Source organism: Micromonospora sp. WMMD558 (assembly GCF_049315255.1).
Taxonomy (GTDB): domain Bacteria; phylum Actinomycetota; class Actinomycetes; order Mycobacteriales; family Micromonosporaceae; genus Micromonospora.
Genome location: NZ_CP186061.1, coordinates 6278100 through 6290536 on the forward strand (window position 1 = coordinate 6278100; position 12437 = coordinate 6290536).

The 12437-nt window shown below is 74.3% G+C and carries 8 protein-coding genes and 2 pseudogenes; 6 read left to right on the top strand and 4 right to left on the bottom strand.

The window, feature by feature from the left end; all coding sequences use genetic code 11:
* Positions 1-39 precede the first annotated feature (39 nt).
* Together ACN26Y_RS29665 and ACN26Y_RS29670 are read right to left on the bottom strand one after the other, a co-directional pair.
* Positions 40-1332: an ABC transporter substrate-binding protein gene (locus ACN26Y_RS29665; protein ID WP_155333369.1), complete on the bottom strand. Its 1293-nt coding sequence runs from the start codon at positions 1330-1332 to the stop codon at positions 40-42.
* Positions 1333-1644: 312 nt separating this feature from the next.
* Positions 1645-2190 carry a plasmid pRiA4b ORF-3 family protein gene (locus ACN26Y_RS29670; protein WP_155333370.1) on the bottom strand — a complete coding sequence of 182 codons (546 nt, stop codon included), beginning with the start codon at positions 2188-2190 and terminating at the stop codon, positions 1645-1647.
* 150 nt (positions 2191-2340) lie between these two features.
* Between ACN26Y_RS29670 and ACN26Y_RS29675 the strand changes: the two genes are divergently transcribed.
* Both ACN26Y_RS29675 and ACN26Y_RS29680 read left to right on the top strand, forming a co-directional pair.
* Entirely contained in the window at positions 2341-3084 is a 744-nt protein-coding gene (locus tag ACN26Y_RS29675; RefSeq protein ID WP_155333371.1) for a pyrimidine reductase family protein, read from the top strand.
* A gap of 29 nt (positions 3085-3113) precedes the next feature.
* Positions 3114-3533: a DUF7144 family membrane protein gene (locus tag ACN26Y_RS29680; protein ID WP_422733977.1), complete on the top strand. Its 420-nt coding sequence runs from the start codon at positions 3114-3116 to the stop codon at positions 3531-3533.
* Between the two features lie 77 nt (positions 3534-3610).
* Here the strand turns inward: ACN26Y_RS29680 and ACN26Y_RS29685 are convergent, their stop codons facing one another.
* Together ACN26Y_RS29685 and ACN26Y_RS29690 are read right to left on the bottom strand one after the other, a co-directional pair.
* On the bottom strand, positions 3611-5266 hold the full coding sequence (locus ACN26Y_RS29685; RefSeq protein WP_155333373.1) for a hypothetical protein: 1656 nt from the start codon (positions 5264-5266) through the stop codon (positions 3611-3613).
* Between the two features lie 121 nt (positions 5267-5387).
* Positions 5388-5677 (bottom strand): annotated as a pseudogene (locus tag ACN26Y_RS29690) (hypothetical protein); the annotation flags it as partial.
* A 298-nt stretch (positions 5678-5975) separates the two neighbouring features.
* Between ACN26Y_RS29690 and ACN26Y_RS29695 the strand changes: the two are divergent.
* The 4 genes and pseudogenes from ACN26Y_RS29695 to ACN26Y_RS29710 form a co-directional block, all read left to right on the top strand.
* On the top strand, positions 5976-7730 hold the full coding sequence (locus tag ACN26Y_RS29695; protein ID WP_422733979.1) for an ATP-binding protein: 1755 nt from the start codon (positions 5976-5978) through the stop codon (positions 7728-7730).
* 12 nt (positions 7731-7742) lie between these two features.
* Positions 7743-8891 (top strand): exonuclease SbcCD subunit D, encoded by a 1149-nt coding sequence (locus tag ACN26Y_RS29700; RefSeq protein WP_155333376.1) that lies wholly within the window; start codon positions 7743-7745, stop codon positions 8889-8891.
* Entirely contained in the window at positions 8891-11365 is a 2475-nt protein-coding gene (locus ACN26Y_RS29705; RefSeq protein WP_422733980.1) for an AAA family ATPase, read from the top strand. The genes ACN26Y_RS29700 and ACN26Y_RS29705 overlap by 1 nt, the downstream gene beginning before the upstream one ends.
* A gap of 31 nt (positions 11366-11396) precedes the next feature.
* A pseudogene (locus ACN26Y_RS29710) lies at positions 11397-12380 on the top strand (hypothetical protein); the annotation flags it as partial.
* Positions 12381-12437 lie beyond the last annotated feature (57 nt).

A 12437-nucleotide genomic window follows, 5' to 3' on the forward strand; every position in this document is an offset into this window, starting at 1 on the left:
GCGCGGGTGCCCGGACGCCACCGTCGCGACGTGCTGGGGTCAGAAGGCGCCCTGCGTCTGGGCGTCCTTCACGAACTGCTCCCAGGCCTTGTCCTTGCTGGCCTGCCCGTTCTCGTACGATCGCAGCGCGGGCTCGAAGGCGTTCTCCTTCACCGCCTGGTGCTTCGGACCGAGGTGCAGCGGCTGGATCTTGGCGACGCTGTCACCGAAGATCTTGCCGGTGGGGGCGTTGTTGAAGTACTCGTTGGTGTAGCTCAGGAAGTCCGGGTTCTTCAGCGCCTCGAGGTTGGTCGGCAGCGGGCCCTTGAGCTTGAACGCGGCGACCTGGCTCTGCGCGTTGGTCAGGTACTCGGCGAGCTTCGCCGCCTCCTTCTGGTACTTGCTCTGCTCCGGGACGGCGAGCCACGAACCACCCCAGTTGCCGGCGCCGCCGGGCACCGGGGCGACGTCCCACTTGCCCTTGTTCTCCGCGCCGGAGTTGTCCGCGACGATGCCGAGCATCCAGGACGGGCAGAAGGTGGCCGCGAAGGTGCCCTGCTTGAAGCCGGCCGACCACTCCGGCGACCAGGTCGCCGTCTCGGCGGTGATGTTCGCGTCCGCCATGGCGATCGCGGTGTCCCAGGCGGCCTTCACGGACGCGCTCTTGTCGGCGACGATGGTGTCCTGCTTGTCGTAGAACAGGTCGCCGCCCTGCTGGAACATCACCGCGCTGGCGGCGGTGGTGACCGAGTCGAGCATGCCCTTGTTGGTGGCGGTCCGGTACTTCTTGCCGGTCTCGATGAAGCCGTTCCAGTCGGGCCACAGCGCGGCGACCTGGTCGCGCTCGGTCGGCAGTCCGGCGGCCTGGAAGAGGTCCCGGCGGTAGCAGACCGCGAGGCTGCCGACGTCGGTGGGCAGGCCGATCAGCCGGCCGTCCGGCGCCTTGCCCAGCTCGTACTTCCAGGGCAGGTAGTCCTTGCTGTGGTCGGCGACCAGCGGTGCGAGGTCGACCCAGTTCGCCGGGTTGGACTTGAACTCGTTGAGGATGCCCTCTTCGAGGGCGATCACGTCGGCGGCGCCCTTGCGGGTGGCGAGGGCGCGGACGATCTTCGGCCGGTACTCGTTGAGCTGGGCGGTCTTGCGCAGCTCGACCTTGATGCCGGTGTCCTTCTCGTACTGCTTGATGATCTCGTCGTAGCCGAACTCGCCGAACGTGTCGACGACCAGCTTGTCGGGCTTCTCGCCGGCTGCCGGGGCGTCGTCGTCGGTGCCGCAGGCCGCGAGCCCGCCGACGGCGGTGATCGCGGCAAGGGCGACGGCCGCCAGGCGGGTACGCCGCGTGGTGAGGCTCATCCTGACCCCTCTTCTCGGTGGTGAGGCTGTGTCGGGTGTGGTGGGGGGTGCGGTACCGGCGCCGTCGGGGCGGCGACGGTTTCCCGGGCGCGGACGCGGGTGAGCCGGGTCACGCGTCTGGGAACGCTCCCATGAGATTGCCGGCACGTGTCGGGGGTGTCAATAGACCTATGGGAGCGTTCCCAGATCGTTACCGGCAGGAGATTTGTGGCGGCAGGGCGACGCGGTGACCTGCGCCGAGGCGATTCAGTAGGCGCTACAGCAGGTGGCCGGCGGCGGCCGCGGTGCGGAGGAGCGGGGGACGGAAACGGTTCAGCAGAACCGGCGCAGGAGCGTGCCCACCCGGGCGGCGTCGAAGGCCCCGGGGTCGAACCTGTCCCCCACCCAGTCGCGCATCAGGTGGTGCTCGGCGTGCCCCGGGTCGGCCAACGCGGCGAGCAGCGCCTGGTAGCCGGCCGGACCGCCGACGTCCTCCGGCGGGCAGGCCCGCCCGCCGTCGAGACAGGCGGGGTAGCGCTCCTCCGGGTCGGCGGTGAAGACGTCCTCGACCAGCAGGTCGTGCTCCCACCAGTCGCCGAAGTCGTACGTGTAGTGGAACCGGCTGCCCTTGCCGACCACGCCGTCGAGGCGCACGTCCAACTCGTCGTGCAGGGACAGCTCCCCGTCCGGGTCGGGCTCCCCGTACTGCCGGCCGTCGATCTCGAACGAGTGCAGGTGGCAGTCCCGCCACCCCATCGCATGCTGCACCACGCGGTGCACCCGGTCGAGGGTGTACCCGCCGGGGACGAGCACCCGGCGCCAGACCGGCGGCCGGACCCCGGTCAGGGAAATCCTCAGCTGGAAGATCTGACGCGGCATGCTGTCCCATCCTCCCTCGGCATAGGCTGCGGGCATGATCTGCCGAGCGTGCCGGGCGAGGCGGCACGACGACTGTCGGGGCCGGAACTGGTGCGACTGCCAGCACCGTACCCCCCGGCCCACCCCTCCGGTCACGGGTCCGGCCAGCGAATGAGCATCGGAACGCCGATTTCCGCGCTCTGGCCGGAGCCGTCCGCGGACCCGCTGGACGACGCCGCCATCGCCGCCCGCTACGGCCGCGCCGACCACCCCCACCTACGGGTGAACTTCGTGTCCAGCGTCGACGGCGCGGTCGCCGTCGACGGCTACTCGGCCGGCCTCTCCGGCGAGCCGGACAAGCGGGTCTTCGGCCTGCTGCGAATGCTCTGCGACGGGCTCCTGGTCGCCGCCGGCACGCTGCGCCACGAGGGGTACCGGGCGGTCCGCCTCGACGAGCGGCGGCGCGCCTGGCGCCGCGCGCACGGCCTCGCCGAGTACCCCACGCTCGTCGTCGTCTCCGGCTCACTCGACCTCGATCCGGGCCAGAAGGCCTTCGCCGACGCGCCGGTCCGCCCGGTCGTGCTCACCCGCGCCGGCGCGACCGCTCCGCCCGGCCTGGCCGACGTGGCCGACCTCGTCCCGTGCGGCGACGAGCGGGTGGACCTCGTCGCGGGCCTGGCCGAGCTGCGGCGGCGCGGGCTCGACCAGCTGCTCTGCGAGGGCGGGCCGCACCTGTTCGGCGCGCTCACCGCGGCCGACCTGGTCGACGAGGTCTGCCTGACGGTCGCGCCGCTGCTCGCCGGCCCGGGACCGGGGCGGATCACCGCGGGCGAGGCGAGCCCGGTCCGGCACCTGCCGCTGCGGCACGTGCTCGCCGCCGCCGACGGCGTGCTGATGTTGCGCTACGCCCGCTGACCTGCACCACGCCCTCGTAGCCTGGGCGCATGGACCTGCACCGGGTGCGCTCCCGCCAGGCCGAGAAAGACGCCAGGCACCGCGGCGTGCTGCTCGCCAGCGGGCTGCTGGTGGGGTCGGGAGTCATCGACGCCGTGGCGGCCTACGCCGACACGTCGTCCGACCGGTTCGTGGTCGTGACGGAGGGCGGCCTGCACCTGCTCGACCTCACCGGCTGGAACTGGTTGCTCGTCGGCGTCGCCGTCGCCGTTGCCGTCGCCGGCATCCTCGTCATGGCCGGGCGGCGCTGGACCTCGGCGGTCGGCCTGGCCGCTGCGCTGCTGGCCCTCGGCCTCGACCTCGCCTTCATTCCCTACGCCCCGCTACACGTCATCCTGGTCGCCGGCCTCAACATCGCGGCGGCCCGGCTGCTGCTCCGGCACCTCATGTCGCGCCGCTCGCCCCGCTGACCGGTCCCGGAACCCGCCGCCGGCGGGCGGGTCCGCCCGGATCCGGTGCCGCCGGTCCCGGACGCCCACGCCACCGGTCACCGGGCCTCACAGATCCGACCGGTGAAGGCGGGATCAGCCTCCCGCCCCGCCGCCCAGACCGGGTTGAGCCGCAGGGCCAGCGGCGGCGGCTGCCAGGCCGCACCGAGCCGTTGGAGCAGCGCGTACTCCACCTGCGCCCGCTGCACCGGCTCACCGGAGAGGAAGTTGAGCACCCGGTCCGCGACGGAGGCCCTGTTCAGCAGCCCGCCGTGCAGCGCAGGCAACTCGTAGACGGGGATCCGGGCGTACTCGCCGGGGGGTGCCTCGATCGCGCTGACCGTCGGTAGGAAGGCCACCATCCGCACCCCCGCCACCGGGCAGAGCGTGCGGTTGCGGTAGAAGGGGGCGTCCGCCAGCAGCGAGCGGATGAAGGGCTGGTCCGGCTCCTCTTCCGACACGTCGGTGAGGCTCCACCACGCCAGCAGCGCCCGCAGTTCCCAACCGGCGGCGACGCCCCACCCGCGCCGGATCTGCGGGGGCGGGTAGTACGTCCGGCCGGGCATCACCAGCGGGCTGAACAGCAGCACCGCCTCTACCTCGGTCGTCGGCCACCGCTCAAGGTAGGTTCGGGCCACCATGGCCCCCTCGCTGTGCCCGAGCAGGGCCACCGGGCGGTTGGTACGCCGGTGCAGGGACTCGACGTGCTCCGCCAGCCGGGCCGCACTCTCGCCCAACGAGATGTGGGTGTCGACGGCCGTGTACGGCACCGGCCGGCCCTGCTCGTCCAGCCCCCGGTAGGAGAACCGCTCCACTCGGGGATCCGCGGCCGGTTCGCCGTCGAAGTCGGAGTCGTGCCCCGCGATGGCGATCACCGCGTACGGGACGGTGTCCGGCAGCGGCTCAGCGATGATCGGCGGCCGCCACCCCGCCTGACCGCCGTGGAAGTACCCGGCCACGGGCTGCACCGCCGGGAGGGCGAGCAGGGTGAACACGACCATCAGCGGTGCCACCGGCACGAGCCGCCAGCGTGCCGGGCCGGACGCCACGGCGACCGCGACGCTCTGCCGCCAGAGCAGTCCGTTGACCGCGCCGGCGACGGCCGCGAGCGGGACACCCCACCAGAGGGGCGCCGACGCCAGCAACGCTCCGGTGAAGGTGAGGACGGTGAAGTTGAGCCAGGCCCAGCCGACCAGCCCGATCCTCGGCAGGCCACGCCACCAGTCAGGGACCACCCCGGCCCGCAGCAGGAACGGGGCGAGGAGCAGCATCGGCAGCACGGAGGCGACCAGGTACCAGGACAGCGCGGTCGTCGCGAAGGCCATCGACAGGGCCACCCACGGCGAGAGGATCACCGCGGCCAGCGTGGCGACCCAGATGTTGCGCCGAATGAGCCAGTGCCGCGACGGGCGCGGCGTCCCGGCCGGCCAGGCCAGGGCGGCCAACCCCGCCGAAAGGACCCCGCGCAGCGCCGAGATCGCCACGAACGCGAGGATGAATCCGGGAATCGTACGGTGGTAGACGAACAGCCAGCGCAGTTCGTGATACGTGCCGTACGGCCAGACGGCGGTGACCTGCGGCGACAGGCCCCGAACCGCCTGGAACCCGAGCACGGCGAACACCGCTGCCTCCACCATCGGCAGGATCGCCGCCATGGCGAGCAGCACCGCAAGCCGGCCGCGGGGCGTCCGGAGCGCCCCTTCCCGAACAGCCATCCGTAGCAGAATCGCCTGGCATCACCCACGGTGGTGACACAATCGAACAATGTCACCCGCCCGGTGGCTGCTGGTGCGACAGTTCCGCGCCCGGTGACGCCGGCCGCCACCGCTCCCGTGGTCACCGGCCCTCGCAGATCCGGCCGGTGATGGCCGGATCCGCCTCCCGGTTGGCCGACCAGACCGGGTTCAGCCCGATCAGGAGCGGGGGAGCCTGCCAGGCGGCGCCGAGCCGCTGCAGGACGTCGTATTCGCGCCGGGGCTGGTCGATCGATCGCCGGCGAGGAAGTCGACCGCCCGATCGTGCACCGCCGGGCGGCCCAGCAGGCCGCCGTGGAAGGCGGGCGCCAGGTAGACCGGGACGCGGGCGTACTCGCCGGGGGGCGCCTCGATCGCGCTGACCGTCGGCAGGACCACCATCGGCGGCACCGTGGCGAGCACGAACAGCCAGATCAGCCGGCGACGCCTGGACTCCAACGGCCGCTCCCACCCTCGTTCGGCGTACGTGCGGGATCCCCCGGAGCCGTCCCGCTGCGAGACCGATCAGCCAACATCGCCGACACGGTGTGTTCGAGCACGAGCGCAGCGAGCGAGCGACGCGGCGAAGCCGGGTGGCGTCCGCCGCGTCGCGTGGCGGCCTGTCGTACGTCTCGGGCAGGATGCAGGGCGTGCGTGCCGACCTCCAACCTCAGCCCCGCGGAGTTGCCCGATGACCGACGACGTGTTCGACGGCCCGGGCGAGGCGGTCGGCCGGGTGCTCGGCACCGCCGACGCGACGCCGCTGCAGTTCTGGACGGCGGTCTCGCCCACCAGCTATCTCCAGCTCGACGACGTCGTGGTGACCCGGCGCGAGCTGCCGGACCGGGAGCCGGTGACGATCGCCGGGGTGGTCACCCAGGTGCGGGCCCGGCACGAGGGCGCCCAGTTCGACTCCGACGTCTTCGCGATCGCCGACGGCACCCTGCCCGCGCAGGTGCAGGAGGCCGCCGAGATCACGACCACCCGGGTCGACCCGGAGCTGTACGTGCCGCCGTCGCCCGGCGCGGTCGTGCACCGCGCCGAGGGTGACGCCCGGGCGCGGGCGCTGCACTTCGACCGGATGGAGCGCCGCATCCCGATGGGCATGGGCCGCGACGGGGTGCCGGTCTACCTCAACGCCGACTTCCTCGACGGCACGCGCGGCGCGCACGTCTCGATCTCCGGCATCTCCGGCGTCGCCACCAAGACCAGCTTCGCCACCTTCCTGCTCTACTCGGTGTTCCGCTCCGGGGTGCTCGGCGGCGACGCGGTCAACGCCAAGGCGCTCATCTTCAACGTCAAGGGCGAGGACCTGCTGTTCCTCGACCACCCCAACACCCGGCTGGACGACCCGACCCGGGCGGCGTACGCGCAGCTCGGGCTGACCGCCGGCGCCTTCCCCGACGTGCGCGTGTACGCGCCGCCCCGGGTCGGCGACTCCTCCGGCACGCCGGACGTGAGCAGCCGGCTCAGCGGGGTGGACAGCTTCTACTGGACGCTCACCGAGTTCTGCGCCGACCGCCTCCTGCCGTACGTGTTCGCCGACGCCGACGACGAACGCCAGCAGTACACGATGGTGGTGCACTCGGTCGCCGCCCACCTGGCCCGGTACGCGCAGCCCGCCGACGGCGGCGTGAGCATCGACGGGGTGCGCCTCGGCACGTACGCCGACCTGGTGGACCACGTCGTCGAGCAGCTCAACGACGACGAGACCCGGGGCGACTGGGCGGGCAGCGCGGTCGGCCTCGGCACCGTCAACGCGTTCGCGCGGCGGCTCATCGGCAGCAAGAAGGACCTGTCCCGGCTGATCAGGGGCGACCTCGCCACCCGGCGCCCGCACAGCATCAACACGGCGGAGTCGGCGCAGGTGACCGTCGTCGACCTGCACAACCTGCCGGACCGGGCGCAGCGGTTCGTGGTCGGCGTGACGCTCAAGAGCGAGTTCGAGCGCAAGGAGAAGGCCGGCACCGCCAAGCCGTTGCTCTTCGTCGTGCTCGACGAGCTGAACAAGTACGCCCCCCGGGAGGGGTCCTCCCCGATCAAGGAGGTTCTGCTCGACATCGCCGAGCGGGGGCGGTCGCTCGGCGTGATCCTGGTCGGGGCCCAGCAGACGGCGAGCGAGGTGGAGCGCCGCATCGTCACCAACTCGGCGATCCGCGTGGTCGGCCGGCTCGACCCGGCCGAGGCGTCCCGCCCGGAGTACGGTTTCCTCCCGCCGGCCCAACGGCAGCGGGCCCTGCTCGCGAAGCCGGGCACGATGTTCGTCAACCAGCCCGACATCCCGGTGCCGCTCTGCCTGGAGTTCCCGTTCCCCGCGTGGGCGACGCGCGTCTCCGAGGCGGGCCGGGCGCCCTCGCAGACACTCCGGTCGATCACCCAGTCGGCCGACCCGTTCGCGGTGGTCGGCTCGGGCGGCGGCTCCGGCGACGACGACATCCCGTTCTGAGGTGGTCCACCGGTGAAGATCCTGCACACCTCCGACTGGCACGTCGGCAAGGTCCTCAAGGGAAGGTCCCGCGCCGAGGAGCACAAGGCCGTCCTCGCCGGGGTGATCGACGTCGCCCGGCGGGAACAGCCCGACTTGGTGATCGTCGCCGGGGACCTGTACGACACCGCCGCGCCCACTCCGGAGGCGACGCGGCTGGTCACCCGCGCGCTGACCGCGCTGCGCCGCACCGGCGCCGACGTCGTCGCGATCGGCGGCAACCACGACAACGGCCCGGCGCTGGACGCGCTGCGCCCGTGGGCGGAAGCCGCCGGGATCAGCCTGCGCGGCGGCGTCCGGGAGAATCCGGACGAGCACGTCGTCGACGGGACGACCGCGGGCGGCGAGCGCTGGCGGCTGGCCGCGTTGCCGTTCCTCTCCCAGCGGTACGCGATCCGCGCCGTCGAGATGTACGAGCTGACCGCCGCGGAGGCCACCCAGACGTACGCCGACCACCTCGGCCGGATCATCGCCCGGTTGACCGAGGGCTTCACCGAGCCGGACCGGGTGCACCTGGTCACCGCCCACCTGACCGTGGTCGGGGCGGCGACCGGCGGCGGCGAGCGGGACGCGCACACCGTCATGGGGTACGCCGTTCCGGCGACGGTCTTTCCCGGCACGGCGCACTACGTGGCGCTCGGCCACCTGCACCGGTCGCAGCGGGTGCAGGGCCCGTGCCCGATCCGCTACAGCGGCAGCCCCCTCGCCGTCGACTTCGGCGAGCAGGAGAACGTCCCGTCGGTGACGGTGGTCGAGGTGACCGCGACGACGGCGGCGCAGATTCGCGAGGTGCCGATCCCGGCCGCCGCCGCCCTGCGGACGGTCCGCGGCACTCTCGCCCAGCTCGCCGAGATCGAGGCGCCGGACGCCTGGCTGCGGGTCTACGTCCGGGAGCAGCCCCGCGCCGGCCTGCGGGAGGAGGTACAGGAACTGCTTCCCCGCGCCCTGGAGATCCGGATCGACCCGGAGCTGGTGCCCGCACCGGGCAGCGGCACCCGGGTCGCCCAGCGGGCCGGCCGGTCCCCGCGGGACCTGTTCGCCGACTACCTGGACAGCCGCGGCCACGACGACGAGGGCGTCCGGGACCTCTTCGACGAACTGTTCGAGGAGGTCGAGAGCTGATGCGGCCGATGCGACTGGACCTGGCCGGGTTCACCGTCTTCCGCGACGAGACGACGATCGACTTCACCGATGCCGACTTCTTCGCCCTGGTCGGGCCGACCGGCTCGGGCAAGTCGACGGTGCTCGACGCGATCTGCTTCGCGCTGTACGGCACCGTGCCCCGGTGGGGCGGCACCCGGGGCCTGGCGAACGCGCTCGCCCCGTCGGCGACGGAGGCGCGGGTCCGGCTGGTCTTCGAGTCCGGGGGCGACCGGTACGTGGCGACCCGCGTGGTGCGCCGCGACAGCCGGGGCAACGTGAAGACCGCGGGCGCGGGGCTCCAGCTCATGCCGCCGGGCTTCGACCCGGTGAAGCTGGACACCGGCCTCAGCCCGGACGACCTCGGCGAGGTGCTGGCCGGCACCGCCGCCGAGATGGACGACGCGGTGCTGACGGCGGTCGGGCTGCCGTACGAGCAGTTCACCAGCTGCGTGGTGCTGCCGCAGGGGCAGTTCGCCGACTTCCTGCACGCGAAGCCGGCGACCCGGCAGCAGATCCTGGTCAACCTGCTGGGCCTCGGCGTCTACGAGGAGGTACGCGACAAGGCGACCGCCCGGGCCGCCCAGGCGGAGGCGAAGTTCGAGGCGGTCGACCAGGCCCTCGCGGGGCTGGCGGACGCCGACGACGCCACGCTCGCCGAGGCGTCCGCCCGGGTGGACCGGATGCGGGAGCTGACCGGTGCGGTGACGGAGGCCGTACCCGAGCGGGAGGCCGCCCGCGCCGGGGCGCGGGCGGCGGGAACGGCGCTGGCCGCCCTCGACGCCGACCTGGCCGTGCTCGACGCCGTGGCCGCACCGGACGGGATGGCCGAGCTCGCCCGGGCCGTCGCCGCCGCACGGTCGGGCGCCGACGAGGCGGCCCAGGTGGTGGCCCTCGCCGAGGAGCGGGAGGAGAAGCTCCGCGGCGAGCTGGCCGCCGCCGGTGACGAGAGCGCGCTGCGCCTGCTGCTGAAGGCGTACGCGGACCGGGACAAGCTGGCCGGCGAGGCGGACGCGGTCCGGGCGGCGGTGGCCGCGGCGCACGGCGAGCACGAGGCCGCCGCGGCCGCGCTGGCGGCGGCACGGGTGGCGGCCGAGCGGGCGGAGGCCGACCTGGAGGCGGCGTTCCGGGCGCATGAGGAGGCGAAGGCGACCGACCAGGCGGTGGCCCTGCGCGCGCACCTGCGTGACGGTGCCACCTGCCCGGTCTGCGAGCAGACGGTGGCCCGGGTGCCGGCGGTGCCGCCGGGTTCGGCGGTGGCGGCTGCGGTCGCGGCGGGCAAGGCGGCCCGCGCCGCCAGCGAGGCGGCCAGGGCCGCCGTGAGGGAGCGGGACGGCGCCGCCCGCGAGCTGGAGCGGGTGCTGGTGGCGGCGCGGGCCCGGCAGGAGCAGCTCGACGCGCGACTGGCCGAGCTGGACGCCCAGCTCACCGGCGCGGCCGAGCCGGCGGCCCTCCGTCGTGAGCTGGACGAGCACGCGCGGCTGCGCCGGGCGCTGGAGGAGTCGGCGGCGGCCGTACGCGCCGGCCGGGACGCCGCGCGCCGGGCACGGGCCGCCGTGGACGCGGCCGAGGAGCGCCTGCGGACGGCGTGGCGGGCGTTCGACGCGACGCGCGACGGGCTCGCCCGCTTCGGCCCGCCCGCCGCCGACCGGGACGACCTGGCGGCCGCCTGGGCCACCCTCACCGGCTGGGCCGGCGACGAGGCGGAGCGCCGCCGGAGCGAGCGGCCCGGCCGGGTCGCGGCGGTGGCCGAGGCCGAGTCCCGGGTGACCGCCGTCGAGGAGCGGGTCGCCGGGCTGCTCGCCGACGCCGGGGTGCCGGCGGCCGACGACCCGGTCCGGGCCGCCGCGGTCGCCCTGGAACGCGCCGAGGCGGAGCTGCGGGAGCTGACCCGCCGGCGGGAGCAGGCGGGCGAGCTGCGCGAGCAGCGGGCCGGGTACGAGCGGGAGGCTCAGGTGGCCCGCGCGCTCGCCGGGCACCTGCGGGCCAACAACTTCGAGCGGTGGCTGCTCGCCGAGGCGCTCGACCTGCTGGTCGACGGTGCTTCGCGGATCCTGCGGGAACTCTCCGGCGACCAGTACGACCTGGTGCACGACAAGGGCGAGTTCTTCGTGGTCGACCACCACGACGCCGGGCTGCGGCGGGGGGTGCGCACGCTCTCCGGCGGGGAGACGTTCCAGGCCTCGCTGGCGCTGGCGCTGGCCCTGTCCGAGCAGCTCGCCGGCATGTCCACCACGGCGGCGAGCCTCGAGTCGATCGTGTTGGACGAGGGGTTCGGCACGCTCGACGCGGCCACCCTCGACACGGTCGCCGCCACGTTGGAGAATCTCGCCGCCCGGGGCGACCGGATGGTGGGCGTGGTCACCCACGTGCCGGCGCTCGCCGAACGCATCCCGGTCCGCTTCGAGGTCCGCAAGGACGCCCGGTCGGCCCGCGTCGAGCGGACCGGCCGGTGAACGCGGTCGGCGCCGTGCGGGGGCGTCCCGCGTGAGCCGGTTCTTCGTCGACGCCTGGGATCCGGCGTACGGGGCGTCGTTCGAGGCCACCGCTGCGGGCCCGGCCGCGCCGAGCAGCGCCCAGGTCGAGGCGGACCACGAGCTGCCCGCCGTGGACTGGCGGGCGATCGGGCCGCGGCCCGGCGTCCGCCCGCCGGACGTGGTGCTCCTGGTCGACGGGGTACGCCGGATCGACGCCAGCCTGTGGACGGCCGAGGACGACGGCGGGTCGTACCCGGGCCTCGCCGCCTCGTACGCGGCCGGGGTGGTCCGTTGCGACCTGGAGCGCGGCGCGGCGCAGCTCGCCGGCGCGAAGGTCGGGCGGGGCCTGTTCACGGCCAGCCCGTCCGCGGGGGACGTGCGGGCCGGCAGCGTCCACTACCCGGTGCACCGGGTCAGTGGCACCGGCGAGCTGGCCAAGCTGCCGGCCGCGGTGCAGGGGCCGTTGACCGCGCTGGAGGTGGAGGTCTCCGGCGCGGCCCGCGCCGGCGGGGACCTGCTGGTGGTGGACGGCCCGCTGCGCAACCGGCGGCAGTTGCCCCGCACGCTCGGCTACGTGAAGACCCAGCACAGCCAGTACCTGGACGCGCGCCTGACGGCCGTGGTCACGGGGTTGGCGGCCGGCGAGCGGTCCCCGGTGTTCCGGTTGGGCACCGCCTGGGGCGGTTGGTCGTGGTATCTGCGGCTGCCGGTCACCCACGGCGCGCCGTGGGCGGGCATCGTGCGGGTGGAGTGCTCCGCCGACCTCGACGTCGCCGAGGCAGTCGCGCTGGCCGACCTGTCCGTGGTCACCCTCCCCCGCTTCGCGTCCACCCCGTACAAGGACCCGCGCGCCCCGCAGAACCTGGTGCCGATCGCCGGGCTGGAGAAGCAGCTGCGCCGGCTGCTCGGCGACGCCCGGCTGCTGCACCGGGCGCTCACCGCCGCCGCCCGCGCCTCGACGCCCCGACCGCCCGCCGCGCCGCCTCCGGGCGGCCCGCCCGCCCCGTCCCGGCTGCCGGGACCCCGGCCGGCCGTCGCTCACGAGCCCCCG